At 68.9% G+C, this 15,018-nt stretch carries 17 protein-coding genes and 1 riboswitch; of the genes, 6 read left to right on the forward strand and 11 right to left on the reverse strand.

All coding sequences use genetic code 11. From position 1 onward, the window contains the following. Positions 1-179 precede the first annotated feature (179 nt). The gene (locus CVV72_RS09815) at positions 180-1,004 is read right to left on the reverse strand and encodes an aldo/keto reductase (RefSeq protein WP_219152140.1); all 825 of its coding nucleotides are present in this window, start codon (positions 1,002-1,004) and stop codon (positions 180-182) included. Positions 1,005-1,052: 48 nt separating this feature from the next. Further along, positions 1,053-1,871 (reverse strand): helix-turn-helix domain-containing protein, encoded by an 819-nt coding sequence (locus tag CVV72_RS09820; protein WP_219152141.1) that lies wholly within the window; start codon positions 1,869-1,871, stop codon positions 1,053-1,055. 114 nt (positions 1,872-1,985) lie between these two features. Here CVV72_RS09820 and CVV72_RS09825 point away from each other — a divergent pair, with 114 nt between their 5' ends. Next, a complete protein-coding gene (locus CVV72_RS09825; RefSeq protein WP_219152142.1) occupies positions 1,986-2,348 on the forward strand; it encodes a nuclear transport factor 2 family protein in 363 nt (120 codons plus the stop codon). A 3-nt stretch (positions 2,349-2,351) separates the two neighbouring features. Here CVV72_RS09825 and gcvP read toward each other — a convergent pair whose 3' ends face one another. Both gcvP and CVV72_RS09835 read right to left on the reverse strand, forming a co-directional pair. Continuing rightward, on the reverse strand, positions 2,352-5,231 hold the full coding sequence (gcvP, locus tag CVV72_RS09830) for an aminomethyl-transferring glycine dehydrogenase (protein ID WP_219152143.1): 2,880 nt from the start codon (positions 5,229-5,231) through the stop codon (positions 2,352-2,354). Positions 5,232-5,402: 171 nt separating this feature from the next. Then, positions 5,403-5,504: riboswitch (glycine riboswitch) on the reverse strand. Between the two features lie 46 nt (positions 5,505-5,550). After that, positions 5,551-6,132 (reverse strand): MerR family transcriptional regulator, encoded by a 582-nt coding sequence (locus tag CVV72_RS09835; RefSeq protein WP_219152144.1) that lies wholly within the window; start codon positions 6,130-6,132, stop codon positions 5,551-5,553. A gap of 297 nt (positions 6,133-6,429) precedes the next feature. Between CVV72_RS09835 and CVV72_RS09840 the strand changes: the two genes are divergently transcribed. Further along, complete coding sequence (locus CVV72_RS09840; RefSeq protein ID WP_219152145.1) at positions 6,430-7,044, forward strand: TetR/AcrR family transcriptional regulator; 615 nt, start codon at positions 6,430-6,432, stop codon at positions 7,042-7,044. Between the two features lie 273 nt (positions 7,045-7,317). On the opposite strand, the gene CVV72_RS09845 is transcribed toward CVV72_RS09840, so the two are convergent. The 6 genes from CVV72_RS09845 to CVV72_RS09870 form a co-directional block, all read right to left on the reverse strand. After that, the gene (locus tag CVV72_RS09845; protein WP_034306459.1) at positions 7,318-7,791 is read right to left on the reverse strand and encodes a bifunctional nuclease family protein; all 474 of its coding nucleotides are present in this window, start codon (positions 7,789-7,791) and stop codon (positions 7,318-7,320) included. Between the two features lie 220 nt (positions 7,792-8,011). Then, positions 8,012-8,782, reverse strand: a complete 771-nt coding sequence (locus CVV72_RS09850) for a MerR family transcriptional regulator (RefSeq protein ID WP_219152146.1) — start codon at positions 8,780-8,782, stop codon at positions 8,012-8,014. Continuing rightward, complete coding sequence (gene garA, locus CVV72_RS09855; RefSeq protein ID WP_016334077.1) at positions 8,779-9,246, reverse strand: glycogen accumulation regulator GarA; 468 nt, start codon at positions 9,244-9,246, stop codon at positions 8,779-8,781. The genes CVV72_RS09850 and garA overlap by 4 nt, the downstream gene beginning before the upstream one ends. A gap of 124 nt (positions 9,247-9,370) precedes the next feature. Further along, a complete protein-coding gene (gene gcvH / locus CVV72_RS09860; protein WP_192744476.1) occupies positions 9,371-9,754 on the reverse strand; it encodes a glycine cleavage system protein GcvH in 384 nt (127 codons plus the stop codon). Positions 9,755-9,816: 62 nt separating this feature from the next. Next, the gene (locus CVV72_RS09865) at positions 9,817-10,452 is read right to left on the reverse strand and encodes a CDP-alcohol phosphatidyltransferase family protein (protein ID WP_370641889.1); all 636 of its coding nucleotides are present in this window, start codon (positions 10,450-10,452) and stop codon (positions 9,817-9,819) included. A 37-nt stretch (positions 10,453-10,489) separates the two neighbouring features. After that, positions 10,490-10,723, reverse strand: a complete 234-nt coding sequence (locus CVV72_RS09870; protein WP_219152147.1) for a hypothetical protein — start codon at positions 10,721-10,723, stop codon at positions 10,490-10,492. Between the two features lie 307 nt (positions 10,724-11,030). Between CVV72_RS09870 and CVV72_RS41570 the strand changes: the two genes are divergently transcribed. After that, positions 11,031-11,540 carry a hypothetical protein gene (locus CVV72_RS41570; RefSeq protein ID WP_255632620.1) on the forward strand — a complete coding sequence of 170 codons (510 nt, stop codon included), beginning with the start codon at positions 11,031-11,033 and terminating at the stop codon, positions 11,538-11,540. A gap of 32 nt (positions 11,541-11,572) precedes the next feature. Beyond that, the gene (locus tag CVV72_RS09880; RefSeq protein ID WP_219152148.1) at positions 11,573-11,953 is read left to right on the forward strand and encodes a hypothetical protein; all 381 of its coding nucleotides are present in this window, start codon (positions 11,573-11,575) and stop codon (positions 11,951-11,953) included. A gap of 41 nt (positions 11,954-11,994) precedes the next feature. Here the strand turns inward: CVV72_RS09880 and CVV72_RS09885 are convergent, their stop codons facing one another. After that, positions 11,995-12,930 (reverse strand): hypothetical protein, encoded by a 936-nt coding sequence (locus CVV72_RS09885; protein WP_219152149.1) that lies wholly within the window; start codon positions 12,928-12,930, stop codon positions 11,995-11,997. Between the two features lie 110 nt (positions 12,931-13,040). Between CVV72_RS09885 and CVV72_RS09890 the strand changes: the two genes are divergently transcribed. Both CVV72_RS09890 and CVV72_RS09895 read left to right on the forward strand, forming a co-directional pair. Then, complete coding sequence (locus tag CVV72_RS09890) at positions 13,041-14,009, forward strand: adenylate cyclase (RefSeq protein WP_219152150.1); 969 nt, start codon at positions 13,041-13,043, stop codon at positions 14,007-14,009. A gap of 2 nt (positions 14,010-14,011) precedes the next feature. Beyond that, positions 14,012-14,986, forward strand: coding sequence for a hypothetical protein (locus CVV72_RS09895; protein WP_219152151.1), 975 nt, complete (start codon positions 14,012-14,014; stop codon positions 14,984-14,986). The last annotated feature ends 32 nt before the right edge of the window (positions 14,987-15,018 follow it).

The following is a 15,018-nucleotide window of genomic DNA, read 5'->3' on the forward strand; positions in this document are numbered from 1 at the left end:
ACGTCAGGCCCAACCGTGCTCAGGCCTTTGGGCACGGTCTGTCCGTGAAGGCCTCCTTAAGGGACTCAGGGTCCCCCGATGTTCCCCTCATCCGCCCGGGACTCGGCGACCCCGCCACGATGCCGCATGTAGGACTCCAGCCAGGCGCTCGTCAGGACGGTTGCACCCGTCCTGACCACTCACGAGCCGAAGGTGTCCGGGTCCGGCCCGGTGCGCGTCCCGTCGTCGAACTCGGCGAGGGCCGCGAGATCGTCTTCGGCCAGTTCGAAATCGAAGACGTCGAAGTTCTCGCGGATCCGGGACGGCGTCACGGATTTCGGGATCGCGACCGTGCCGAGCTGCAGATGCCAGCGCAGCACCAGCTGTGCCGGGCTCTTGCCGTACTTGGCGGCGAGAGCGGTCAGTGTCGGGTCCGAGAGCAGCGATCCCTGCGCGAGCGGGCTCCACGCCTCGGTGACGATGCCGTGCTCGGCGTGGAATTCCCGCAGTGCCTTCTGCTGCAGCCGCGGGTGCAGCTCGACCTGGTTGACCGCGGGCACGATCCCGGTCTCGTCGAACAGCCGCCGCAGATGCGGGACGTGGAAGTTCGACACCCCGATGGCGCTCGCCCGGCCGTCCGCGTAGAGCTTTTCCAGTGCCCGCCAGGTTTCGACGTACTTCCCGCGGGCAGGTGTCGGCCAGTGGATGAGGTACAGGTCCACGCGGTCCAGGCCGAGTTCCGCGAGGCTCGCGTCGAAGGCCCGGAGCGCCTCGTCGTAGCCGTGGCCCGGATTCGGCAGCTTCGTGGTGATGAACAGTTCTTCGCGGGGTACGCCCGCAGAGCGGATCGCCTCGCCGACGCCGGCTTCGTTCCCGTAGGACGCGGCGGTGTCGATGCTGCGGTATCCGGCCTCGATGGCGGTCCGGACGACCTTGGCCGTGTCGCCCGCGGGGACCTGCCAGACGCCGAAACCGAGTTGGGGGATGGCTACCTCGTTGTTCAGGACGACGGAAGGCACGGCCATGGAAGAGGAATCCTCACTGGAGTCTGTGGCAGGGCTTCTTTCCCGGCATCATTCCACCTCGCGCGCGGCGTACGCGCGTAGATACTCCGCCGTGTCCGCGTCGGCGGGGAAGAAGGACTCGATCACCAATTCGGCGACCGTGACGTCCAGCGGCGTCCCGAAGGTGGAGACCGTGCTGAAGAACGTGAGTTCGGCGCCCTCGTGCCGCAGCTTCAACGGGACGAAGATGTCACCCGGCCCGGGGACCTCCACCTCGGGGACGGGATCCGCGCACGGATAGGAGACCAGTTCCTCCAGGAGTTCGGTCAGCGCCGGGTCGGCCGTCTGGGTCACCTGCCGCCGCAGCCTGCCGAGCAGATGGGCGCGCCACTCCCCCAGGTTCACCACGTGCGGCGCCATCCCCTCCGGATGCAGTGTCACCCGAAGGACGTTGACCGGTGGCGTCATCAAGGCGGGCGAGACCAGACCGGTCATGATCGAGATGCTCGCGTTGGCGTCGACCAGGTTCCACCAGCGGTCGGCGACGGCGGCCGGATACGGCTCGTGGCTGGTCATCAGCTGCCGGACCGCCTTGCGGACCGCCGCCATTTCCGGGGCGCCGAGACCGCTTTCGGCGTACGCGGGCGCGTACCCCGCCGCCAGCAACAGCTGATTGCGTTCCCGCAAGGGCACCTCCAGATGTTCGCCGAGCCGCAGCACCATGTCGCGGCTGGGCTTGGAACGGCCGGTCTCCACGAAGCTCAGATGCCGGGTGGAGATGTCCGCCGAGATGGCGAGGTCCAGCTGGCTGATCCGGCGCCGGTCACGCCATTCGCGGAGGAGCTCGCCGACGGGGCGGCCCGCGGTCACAGTGGTCGTCACGATCACGAACCTACGGCCACGGACGACGGGCCGCCATTACCTCCCGCGTAATCGACGGGCCCCACCCTCGGCCGACAGAGTTGCGGCATCGGTTACCCCACAGGAAAACGAGGAGACACCATGTCGGACATCCAGCGCGTCGCCGAGCAGTACATCGCCGTGTGGAACGAGACCGACGCGGACAAGCGCCGCGCGCTCATCGCCGAAGTGTTCACCGAGGACGCCGCCTACACCGACCCGCTCGGCGCGGTCACCGGCCACGACGGTGTCGACGGCTTCGTCGCCGGCGCGCAGGCACAGTTCGCCGGTCTGAAGTTCAGCCTGCCCGCCGCCCCGGACGCACACCATGACATCGCGCGGTTCCAGTGGTACCTCGGCCCGGAGGGCGTGGAAGAGCCGCTGGCGATCGGCTTCGACGTGATCACCGTCGAGAACGGGCGGATCAAGCAGGTGCTGGGCTTTCTCGACAAGATGCCCGGCTGATCCTCAGGCGAAGGCCTCCGGTGGCGGGCAGGAGCAGACGAGGTTGCGGTCACCCGCGGCCCCGTCGATCCGCCGCACCGGGGGCCAGATCTTCGACGCGGTGAACCCGGCCGGGAAGACCGCGATCTCCCTGCTGTACGGCCGATCCCACGCACCCGCGAGACAGCGCGCGGTGTGCGGGGCATTGCGCAGCGGGCTTTCGGCCACCGGCCACTCCCCCGTGGCGACCTTCTCGATCTCGGCGCGGATCGCGATCATCGCGTCGCAGAACCGGTCGAGTTCGCCGAGATCCTCGCTCTCGGTGGGCTCGACCATGAGCGTTCCCGCGACCGGGAAGGACATCGTCGGCGCGTGCAGCCCGTAGTCGGCCAGCCGCTTGGCCACGTCGTCGACCGTGACACCGGTCCGTTTGGTGATCGCGCGGAGATCGAGGATGCACTCGTGCGCCACGAGTCCCTCGTGCCCGGAGTACAGCACCGGATAATGCGCGGCGAGACGTTTCGCGACGTAGTTGGCGTTCGCGACCGCGGTGAGGGTCGCCCGCCGCAGGCCGTCGGCGCCCATCATCCGGACGTAGGCCCAGGAGATCGGCAGGATCGACGCGCTTCCCCATGGCGCCGCACTGATCGGGCCCACGCCGGTGGCCGGGCCGGCGTCCGGCTGCAGCGGATGGTTCGGCAGATACGGCGCCAGATGCGCACGGACGCCGATCGGCCCGATGCCCGGCCCGCCGCCACCGTGCGGGATGCAGAAGGTCTTGTGCAGGTTCAGGTGGGAGACATCGGCGCCGAATCTGCCGTACTGCGCCACCCCGATCAGCGCGTTCAAGTTCGCGCCGTCGACGTACACCTGACCGCCCGCGTCGTGCACCAGCGCGCAGACCTCGCGGACGGTGTCCTCGTAGACGCCGTGCGTCGAGGGGTAGGTGATCATGATCGCGGCGAGGTCGTCGGCGTGCTCGTCCACAGTGGACTTGAGATGGCCGAGGTCGATGTTGCCCTCGTCGTCGCATTTCACGACGACCACGCGCATCCCGGCCATCACCGCGCTGGCCGCGTTCGTCCCGTGCGCGCTGGACGGGATCAGGCAGACGTCCCGTGCCGCGTTCCCGCGTTCGCGGTGGTAGGCGCGGATCGCCAGCAGCCCGGCGAACTCGCCCTGGCTGCCGGCGTTCGGCTGGAGGGAGACCGCGTCGTAGCCGGTGATGCCGGCGAGCCACCGCTCCAGGTCCTTCACGACGGTCAGCAGACCGGCCGCGTCCTCGGCGGGCGCGAACGGGTGCAGACCGGCGAACTCGGGCCAGGTGATCGGCTCCATCTCGGCCGTGGCATTGAGCTTCATCGTGCAGGAACCGAGCGGGATCATGCTCCGGTCGAGCGCGAGGTCCTTGTCGGACAACGACCTCAGGTACCGGAGCAGCGCCGTCTCGGAGCGATGCGCGTGGAAGACCGGATGCGTCAGGTACTCACTCGTGCGGCGCAGATCCGGCGGGAAGCCGTCCGCGGTGTCCGCGTCCAGCGAGTCCACATCGGACACCGCGACCCCGAACGCCTTCCACACCAGGGAAAGGTGTTCACGGGTCGTCGTCTCGTCGCAGGCGACGGCGACGTGGTCGGAGTCCACGAGCCGCAGGTTGACCCCGAGTTCCCTCGCGGTGGCGACGACGCCCTTCGCGCGGCCGGGGACGGCGGCCATGACGGTGTCGAAGAACTCGCAGTGCACGACGTCGACACCGCTCTCGGCGAGCCCCGCCGCGAGCACGGTGGCCATCCGGTGGGCGCGGTTCGCGATGGCGCGCAGGCCTTCGGGGCCGTGGTAGACCGCGTACATCGACGCGATCACCGCCAGCAGGACCTGGGCGGTGCAGATGTTGCTCGTCGCCTTCTCGCGGCGGATGTGCTGCTCGCGGGTCTGGAGCGCGAGCCGGTACGCGGGCGCGCCGTCGGCGTCCTTCGACACCCCGACCAGCCGTCCGGGCAGCTGCCGTTCGAGCCCCTGCCGGACGGCGAGGTACGCCGCGTGCGGCCCGCCGAAGCCCATCGGGACCCCGAACCGCTGGGTGGATCCGATCGCGACGTCGGCGCCGAGCTCACCGGGCGACCGCAGCAGGGTCAGCGCCAGCGGGTCCGCGGCCATCACCACCGCCGCGTCCAGCGCCTTGGCCTCGGCGATGGTGTGGTCCCATTCGCGGACGACGCCCGACGCGCCGGGATACGACAGCAGCACTCCGAAGAAGTCGCCGCCGAGCCCGAGCCCGGTGATGCCCTGGGACAGATCCGCGGTCACCAGCTCGATGCCGAGCGGTTCGGCACGAGTGCGCAGGACCTCGATCGTCTGCGGAAGGGTGTCCTCGTCGACCACGAACCGGTTCGACTTCGCCTTGCCCGCGCGGCGGACCAGCGTCATCGCCTCCGCGACGGCGGTCGCCTCGTCCAGCATGGAGGCGTTGGCGATCGGCAGGCCGGTCAGGTCGGAGACCATGGTCTGGAAGTTGAGGAGCGCTTCGAGCCGGCCCTGCGAGATCTCCGGCTGATACGGCGTGTACGCGGTGTACCAGGCCGGGCTCTCCAGCACGTTCCGGCGGATCACCGGCGGGGTCACGGTGTCGTGGTAGCCGAGGCCGATCATCTGGACCATCGGGCGGTTGCGCGCGGCCAGCGCGCGGAGTTCGGCGAGCGCTCCGGTCTCGGTGGCGGGCGGCGGCAGATCGGGCGGTGCCACGGACTCCCGCAGCGACGCGGGGACGGCCCGCTCGGCGAGTTCATCGAGGGAGGCGACACCGACGACGTCGAGGATGCGCGCGAGTTCTTCGGTGCCGGGACCGATGTGCCGGTCCGCGAAGGGGGTTCCGGATTCGAGAGCGGCCAGTGAAACGGGCTCCATCGGGGACCTCCCAGGACGCGGGGGTGGGGCCGGGACGATTGTCCTGGCCCTCCCCACTCTGTCCGTACCCCCGGTGGGGGCGCCTGAGAGTTTCACCCGAGTGTTGAGCCGGGCTTGCACCGTCGGCGGGGCCGCCAGGCTGTGACCTGGCGAACCACTTTCCAGAGGCGTCTCTTCCGCGCGGTCCAGGGTGCCTGAGAGGTTCCGGGGAGGACTTGCTCCTTCGGCGCCGAGCTCAACGGTTATCGACTCGGTCTCTCCCGCGCGGATTCGTCGACCGCGGAAGTGAGCCTACCCTGCCGCCCGTGCGGCTTCATGATCAGCCGGTGCGACGTGCGTTACGGCGCTGCGTGAGCTCGTCCGGCGTGACCGTTTCGATCACGCCGCCGTCGGCCCGCTCGGCCGGGAACTCGTGGATGGTGCCGCTGATCTCCTGCATCGCTCCGCTGACCGCGATCCCGAAGACACCCTGCCCGCCCTGGAGTAAATCGACGATCTCTTCGGGCGAAGTGCACTCGTAGACGGTGGTGCCGTCGGAGAACAGGGTGACCTTGGCGAGGTCGCGGACGCCGCGCAGGCGCAGGTGCTCGACGGCGACGCGGATGTTCTGCAGGGAGACACCGGTGTCCAGCAGCCGCTTGACGACCTTCAGGACGAGGATGTCCTTGAACGAGTAGAGCCGCTGCGAACCGGAGCCGTGCGCCGTGCGGATACTCGGCGCGACCAGCTTCGTGCGGGCCCAGTAGTCGAGCTGACGGTAGGTGATCCCGGCGATCTGGCAGGCGGCGGGGCCGCGGTAGCCGACGAGTTCGTCCGGGAGGGAAGAGTCGGGGAACAACTCGCCCTGCTCGCCGTCAGCGACCGGAACGAGCGGCTCTTGAGGGCTACCAGCCTCGACCACGCCATGCCTCCCCTCGCCCGACCTGGCGGCCGGCGAACAAAGCCGCGCGGACCCACGTGAGTCCGCACCGGAGTTCCTCGTCAAGACGAATGCCCCAGACATCCGAATCACACCTTGGCGATTCACCTTCATTGACGGTAAGCGCGTCCGGCAAAGCGGTCAACGCGACGCGCGGTCGGCCTCAAGCTCTTCTTGAGGCTTGTCGAGCACGGTCCCCCATTCGGCGGCACGGTTGCCAGTTTTACTCAGCCGTGTTATTTTTTACTCATGCAAGTAACTCCTTCCACCCAGAGTGCCATGCAAGAGGTCCAGGCGGAGCTGGGGCTGTCGGTCACCGAGGCGGCCCGGCGGGCCCAGATCATCGGCGCGACGATCGCGACGATCTCCGACCTCGGCTATCACAAGACGTCGTTCGCCAAGATCAAGGAGCGCGCCGGGCTGTCCAGCACCCGGATCATCTCGTACCACTTCACCAACAAGGCGGGCCTGATGCAGGCCGTGGTCACCACCGCGACAGGGATGAAGGACAAGTTCCTCGAGGAGCGGATCCAGGGCACGACCGACCGGGCCGGGCTGCTGCGCGGCTACATCGAGTCGGAGATCGCGTTCCTCGGCTCGTACCCGGAACTGGTGCGGGTCATGGTCGAAATGGGCTCGAGCGGCTCGGACGCCGAGGGCTGGTTCATGTCGGCGCCGCTGGTCGAGGAGTTCCGGACCGGCCGGCTCGAACGTCAGCTCCGCCAGGGACAGCAGGAAGGCGCCTTCGGCGATTTCGCGCCGGACGTGATGGCGCTGTCGATCGCGCAGGCCATCGACGGCGTCGCGGCGAAGTTCGCGGCGGACCCGAAGCTGGACCTGGAGCGGTACGGGCGGGAACTGGCGGACCTGTTCGTCAAGGCGACCGCCGCCTGAGTGCCCTAGGCCCAGTACCCGTTGTGACCGCAGGTGCGGGTGGGGCAAACGGGCGAACACGGGCCGGCGACTTCACGTGACCGACGGGACGACACGCGTGATCAGGCGGACGACACGCGTGAGCCGATGGACGACACGCGTGATCAGGCGGACGACTCGCGGCGGGGACCCTTCACGAAGTCCGTGGCCGCCGCGAACCGCGTTCAGAGGATTAAGCGCGCATGAAAGAAGGGGCGGCACCAGCCGGCGCCGCCCCTTCGTCAAGTCTCAGGATCAGGTGTCCGCGCCGCGGAAGTCCTCCGGCGAGACCGAGTCGAGGAACTCGCGGAACTTCTCGACCTCGTCCTCCTGCTCGTCGGGGATGATGAGGCCCGCTTCCTCCAGCACCGCGTCCACGGCGTGGATGGGCACCCCGACCCGCAGCGCCAGCGCCACCGAATCGCTCGGCCGCGCCGAAACCCGGATGTTCCCGTCGAAGACCAGTTCCGCGAAGAACGTGCCTTCCTTCAGATCGGTGATGACGACCTGTTCCAGCTCACGACCCAACGCCCCGATGACCTCCTTGAGCAGGTCATGGGTGAGCGGACGGGCCGGGCGGACTCCCTGCTGCTCCAAGGCGATGGCGGTGGCCTCGACCGAGCCGATCCAGATCGGCAGGTAACGCTCGCCTTCGGTTTCCCGCAGCAACAAGATCGGCTGATTCGCGGGTAGCTCCACCCGCACGCCGACGACGCGCATCTCGCTCATCGGGCTTCGCCTCCCTCTCGTGCGCACGGGCTGCAACGCTTGTCTCGACGACCAAGCGACGGTAGTCCCGACGCTACCCGTCTTCCGAGCGCTGTGCTCGCTGTCTCCGACATTCTCGGTTCGCCCGTGGCAAACCCGACTCTCACGGTACGGCATAGGGTGCCGAACATTCAGGCATTGACAAGTGACCGCACAACGGCTCCCGGTCGCCCGAAGCCGTTCAACCGCCTGTGACAGCCCGTATTCCCGCCTTCACCAAGAGCGTGTGCAACGCCACGGTCAAGGCGGCCAGCTCCCGGACGACCTCGTCGCCCCTCGCCTGAGCGTCCTCGTCACGATGCCGATACACCGGGGTCACGATCTGCTCCAGCAGGCCGACCTCGCGATCCGCCGCGGCCCGGAAGGCACGCAGATGTCTCGGCTCTATACCGAATTCGGTCATCGCTTTCACGGTCTTCGCCACGAGGACCGCGTCCGGGTCGAAGAACCCCGCCGCACCTGGGCGAACGAGACCGTATTGCCGCAGCTCAGCCAGGGTGGCGGCGTCGATGCCGGCCTGGCGGAGGAGATCTTCCTCGGTCAGCCTGATCTCGCGGTCGGTCTCGAAGTCCCCCGGGGACGGCAGTCCGCCGTTCTCCCCGGGGGCGTCGAGTGACACGAGTTTCCGCGGCAGCCGTGGCATCCCCGCGGTGTGCTCAGCGGGCGCGGCGCCCTGATCCGCCGCGTCCAGCTGTTCCTTGATGACCTTCAGCGGAAGGTAGTGATCCCGCTGGGCGGACAGGACGAATCGCAACCGCTCCACGTCCGCCGGAGCGAACTGCCGGTACCCCGACGGGGTCCGGCCCGGCTGGACCAGACCCTCCGCCTCGAGGAACCGGATCTTGGAGATGGTGACATCGGGAAAGTCGCCGCGCAGCTGTGCCAGCACGGCCCCGATGCTCAACCCATCGCGCTGCGACGCATCCCGATCAGGCCGCCCGGCCGCCGTCACCGTGCCCCCTGGCCCCCGGATCCCGGGCCGGTCAGGAAGACCAGGCGGAACTTGCCGATCTGGACCTCGTCGCCACCGGCGAGGACGGCCTGGTCGACCGGCTCGCGGTTGACGTAGGTGCCGTTGAGGCTGCCGACGTCGATGACGACGAACTCGCCACCCTCACGGCGGAACTCGGCGTGCCGCCGGGAGACCGTGACGTCGTCGAGGAAGATGTCGCTGTCCGGGTGCCGTCCCGCGCTGGTGGTGTCGCGGTCCAGCAGGAAGCGCGAACCCGCGTTCGGGCCCCGCTTGACGACCAGCAGCGCCGAACCCGCGGGCAGCGCGTCCACACCCTGGACAGGGGCCTCGGCAGCCGGAGGAGCCTCAGTGCCTTCGACGTCGGCCAGGAAGTCGGCCCGGAAGACAGAAGTCCGCTCCGGAGACTGCTCCGGGGGAACGCCGGGCCCGTCGTTCGTGCTCACCTGAGCTCTCCTAACGCATGTGTGTTGCCACTACTCAAGAACGTGTGGAGTCAAACGTACCGTGCCTGATCGAATCTCCGGCCCGCGGCTCCCCCTACTCTTCCCGAAGGGCCGCGGCCTGCGGCTATTCCTTGATCAGGGCCTGGTACGCCTCGGCCTCCAGCAGGGATTCCACCGAGCTCGCGTCGTCGAGGCGGAGTTCGATCAGCCAGCCCTCGCCGTAGGGGTCGCTGTTGATCAGCTCGGGCGACTCGGTCACCGCGTCGTTGACCGCGACCACCTCGCCGTCGAGCGGGGCGAACAGCTCCGAAACGCTCTTGGTCGACTCGACCTCGCCGAACGCGTCGCCCGCGCCGACCTGCTTGCCGACCTCGGGAAGTTCGACGAACACCACGTCACCGAGCTGATCCTGGGCGTACTCCGTGATGCCCACGCGCACGAGCCCGCCGTCGCGCACGGAGACCCACTCGTGCTCCTCGGTGTACCGCAGTTCTTCTGGAGTGGACAACGCCGCTCCCCTTTCTCAGCCCTCGCTCGAAACCGACGCGCGCAGTTTCGCATCCCGCCGGGTCACGCGCCCGCCGCCTCCCGCAACTCGCCGGATTCGGCCGTTCGCAGCGCCCGCACCGTCTGGACGACGTACAACACGCCTGAATAGACGTACAGGACCGCGCCCCACGCCGTGAAGGCGTAGCCGATCGGCCGGGCGATCGCGGCGATGTCGGATCCGCCCTGGGTGAGCAGCAGGAACGGGAAGGCGTACATCAGGACGAAGGTGGCGCCCTTGCCGATGTAGGTGACCTCCGGCGGGGCGAATCCGCGATGCCGCAGCAGCAGCACGCAGACACCGAGGACGGCCTCGCGGACGACCAGCGGGACCACCAGCCACCACGGGATGATGTCGCGGATCAGGAAGGCGATGAGGGTCGCGAGGATGTAGAGCCGGTCGGCGGCGGGGTCCAGCAGCTGGCCGAGCCGGGACATTTGATTGAGCCAGCGGGCGAGTTTGCCGTCGAGCCAGTCGGTGAGCGCGCTGAACACGAGCAGCGCGAGCGCCCAGCCGTCCTCCTTCGGGCCGAGGAGCAGCCACAGGAAGACCGGCACCCCGGCGAGCCGGAGGATCGAAAGCATGTTGGGAACGTTCAGGGCCTGCCGCAGCAAGGAGGGTTCTTCGCTGGTCACGCTCGGTTCGGGGGGCGTACTCACCCGCTCAGCCTATCCAGCGGCGGCAGGTCCTCCCCCGTCAGCTGGCCCGGGTGTGGGTCCAGCCTCGGCGTTGCAGGTCCGCGCTGGTCAGCGCCACGGGCCTGCCCCGGTGGTCGGTGCCCACCCAGCGGTTGTGGCCGGCGGAGGTCTCGAGGACGTACGGGCGGCCGCCACACCAGACGACGGTGCACGGTGCCGTCGGCGGCAGTTCCGTGCTCGCCGGTGTGATGGCCTGGGGTGACGCGGGGTCGGTCTGTTCGTCGGTCTTCATCACTCTCACGGTTTCGTGACGGGGACTGGGACACGCCGGAGCGCTACCTTTGTTTTCGGCAGAACGGGGCCTCGTGTTAACGGATCCGGCGCGGATTCGTCCGATCGGTTCGCAACGACAGCAGGGTGTTGTCGCGCTGTGAACGGCATGTTAATTGTCCACAATGGACAGTGATTCGGCGGTCCTCGCGCACCGCCGTCTCGTCGGCGCGATAGCCTCCCGCGAATCGAACGTGGCTCAATGCCACGGGTTCGGGCCCGGCCGGGTCAGAATGGGCCGGCCACGACCGGCCGACGAAAGGATCGCCTTGCCCGTCTCCACGACCACGGGAACGTGGCGGCGCCTGTTCGCGGCCTGCGCCGCCACCGGAACGCTCGCCGCCTGTTCGGGCGAAGATCCGCCACCGCCTGTCACCGCACTGTCGGCCTCGTCGCTCTCGCTCCCCACAGCGGTGTCCAGCGTGCCGGTGCCGCCGATCCCCTCACAAACCGCGCCGAGTCCATCCACCGCCCCGAATCCCGCCCCCGAACCGAAACCCGCTGAACCGGTACAGGGATCGTGCGGAACGGTGACCGCGGCGAGCGGGCTGACCCTGCAGGTGCTCAACGGCCCCGGCGTGTCCTGCGCGGACGCGACCGGGATCGTCGCCTCGTTCCACAAGAGGATCGCCGGACGCCAGTCCGCGGGCTCGGACGAACCGGTCAGCGAGACCGTGGAGGGCTGGCTCTGCGTCTCCGGCGCTCCCGCCGCGCAAGGCGGCACCAGTTGCAGCAAGGGCGAACAGAACGTGTTCGCCGCCGTCGTCCCCGTGGAATGAACCGAATGAACCACCCCCGAGAAGAAGGGCCCATGAAGAGCCTCGCCGTACTTCCCACCGCGCTCGCCGTCGTCCTGCTGAGCGGTTGCGGCGCCGATCCCGCTCCCGCGACCGCGCCGCCGCCGTCTCCCGCCCCCACGGCCGACCAGGTCCTGGCCGGTACGCCCTGTGGCGAGGTCACCGGCTTCCAGGGCGCGAAGAACAAGGTCGTCGTACGCGGGAAGGCCGAGTGCGCGGAAGCGACGCAGGTGCTCACGGACTACTTCGCCAAGCTGACGCCCGCCGAGGCGGCGTCACCGCAGGGACCCGGTCCCGTGGTGGTCGGGGCCTGGACATGCGGGAGCGGGCCGAACGATCCGGTGACGAGCTGCTCGACCGAGGACGAGCGCCAGATCGAAGCGACCCGCTCCTGAGCGACAGTGGGGCGCCTCCGGTACGACCGTCGGCAGTCAGTTCACCGGAGCCTCAACAGGACTTCGCGTTCGAGTTCGCCGACGAGTAGGTACTCGGGCCGATACCCGGGCGGGACCACGAAACAGACGAGACCCGCGGTGCCGTCGAAAGCGCCGGGCGCGCCAGCGCAATCCTTGACCCGCTCCGGCTCGCCATGCGCGTCGGCCGACAGCTCCAGTGGCGTGCCGCCGAGGCGGGACGCCTCGATCCGCAAGGTGAGGACGTGGAATCCGCTCAACCACGCCTCGGCTCCGTCGGGCGGTCCGGACCTGCTGTCGAGCACGCGCACGGCCGCCTCTCCGGAGACGGCGGTCTGTCCACGGGCGAACACCGGCGGCGGTCCCCCTAGGTCGCGCCGGAGTTCCCAGAAGTTCGGGACCGGGTCGGCCGCCTCACGGTAAGCCGTCCCGCCGAACCCGACCGGTGTCAGCACGACGAACGCGGCGAAGGCCAGCCCGGCCAGGAACGGCGGCGACTTCCGCGCGACTCCCGGTCTCGCCACTTTGACCAGTACGACGGCCGCGAGCACCAAGAACGCCAGGCCGAGGGACATCGCCGCGATCTTCTCCCACGGATGGTGGGCTTCCACGACCCTGTCCGCCCCGCGCACGGACAACACCCGGTCCGTCATCGACGAAAGCCGGGCGACCACCGGATCCGCGAGGCCGAACGCGTCTCGTGTCGGCACTTCGATCGCGCGGCCGTCTTCGGTGATCGCCAGGACGTCGTAGGTGGTATGCGGGCCGTTCTGTCCTTCAGTGGTCTTGGAGTTCCACTCCGAGACCACCGCGCGCACGTCGTAAGTGCCGGCCAGCCCTTCGACGGCCCATCGTCCGGCGAAGGACGCGACGGCCCCCCAGACGACCCCGATCACGAGCGCGAGGACCATCGTGTCCGTTCGCCGCCCGTCTTTCCGATCCAGTTCCGGGAAGACCACCAATACCCCCTGTCCGGCTCAGCCAAGCTTATGGGCCGACGCCGCCGCACAGCACGGGATTTGTACCCACCCCCTTGCGATCCCAGGTAAGAGTCGTCTAGACTCAAACTATGCTCACCAGGGAAGACGCCGTGACGATGATCGAGAACACGGTCGACGCGGCCGCTCTGTTCGCCCGCCATCGCTATCGCGAACTGGCGGCGGTGCTCCACCCCGACCGCAACCCCGGCGACGAGCGCGCCCACCGCGCCGCCGCCACCCTCAACCGCCTCCACGACGACTGGAAGCGCGCCCGGCACCAGACGGTCACCACGGCGACGTCCGCCTACACCCTCATCTCGCCGCACGCGGTGGGCAGCGTCGCGACGACCTACCGGACCACCGGGCCATATCTGGTGAAACTCGTCCGCGACCCGGCGCTCAACCCGTTGATCCACGCCGAGTGGGCGGCATTGCGCACGCTCGACGGCTTCACCGAACGGCACCGGTGGCTGCGCCCCTATTACCCGCGGCTGCTGGACACCTCGGGTCCGGTGGCCAGGGGCGACCGCGCGTTCAGCGTCCTCGATCCGCTCGTGGACGGGTTCGTCACCCTCGCCGATATCGGCAAGGCCTTTCCCGGCGGGCTCGACGGCCGCGACTACGCGTGGATGCACCGTCGCCTCCTGCGCGCCGTGGCGGGCGCGCATCGCGCGGGTGTCGTCCACGGGCACCTCACCGCGGACAACGTGCTCGTCCACCCGGGACAGCACGGCATCGTCGTCGTCGGCTGGTCCTTCGCCGTCGAGGACGGCTTGCTCCCGCTGGCGGCGGACAAGTCCGTCCAGTACCCGCCGGAAGTCCACAAAGGACTACCGGTGACGGCGGCCACCGACGTCCACATGCTTCACCGCATGATGCTGGAACTCCTGGCACCGGGCGAAACCCGCCAACGCGAATTCGCGACCTGGTGCACACAGGACAACCCGGCGCAACGGCCCGACGCCGCCGATCTTCTCGACGAATACGACGCGCTGCTCGACGACCTCTACGGCCCCCGCACCTTCCGACCTTTCACCATCCCCGAGACAGGAGCCTGACCATGGGACACGGACACTGGGACGACAACGCCTACGCCGCCGCGAAGACTTTCCGGCGGGCCAAGGGCGAGGACGACTTCGGCTACACCGCCGATCTGCGCTCCAAGCCCGCGAAGGACTGGAAGGTGGCGCCCGCGCTCGACCCGCTGAACGCCGTCCGGGAATGCCGGGATTCGGCCGACCACGCCGATTCGACGCCGATCGCGGTACTGTTCGACGTCACCGGCTCGATGCGCCGGGTGCCGCGGGTCATGCAGGGCAAGCTCGGCAAACTGCACGGCCTGCTGAAGCGCCGGGGCTACTTGACCGACCCGCAGGTCCTGTTCGGCGCGATCGGCGACGCCGACAGCGACCGGGTCCCGTTGCAGGTCGGGCAGTTCGAATCGGACAACCGGATGGACGAGCAGCTGCGCACGATCTTCCTCGAAGGCGGTGGCGGCGGGCAGAAGAGCGAGTCCTACGAACTGGCCGCCTATTTCATGGCCCGGCACGTCGTGACCGACGCGTGGCAGAACCGCGGCCGCAAGGGCTACCTGTTCATCATCGGCGACGAGCTCAACAAACCCGCGCTGGAGGCGCGCCACATCCGCCGGGTGATCGGGGACGACGTGCGGGAGGACATCGACCCCGCTTCGGTGTACCGGGAGCTGGCCCGCAAGTGGCACGTCTACTTCGTGCTGCCGAACCAGTCGTCGTACTACAACGACCCGGAGATCGGCGAACACTGGAGCGGCTTGCTCGGCCAGAACTTCCTGAAGCTCGACGATCCCGGCGCGGTATGCGAACTGATCGCGGCCACCATCGGGCTGGAAGAGCGGGTCGTCGACGTCGACCGGGCGCTCGCCGACCTCGCGGACGTCGGCTCGGTCGCCGAAAGCAAGGCGGTCGGCAAGGCGCTGGCGAAGCTGGGCGCCAAGTCGGTCGTCACCTCGGCGGTGCCGGAGCCGGGCGGGCCGAGCGACGTGGTGCTGCGATGAATCTCCTGGACGGTGTCTCTCAAAGCGCGCTT

This window comes from Amycolatopsis sp. TNS106 (assembly GCF_019330265.1).
Taxonomy (GTDB): domain Bacteria; phylum Actinomycetota; class Actinomycetes; order Mycobacteriales; family Pseudonocardiaceae; genus Amycolatopsis; species Amycolatopsis lurida.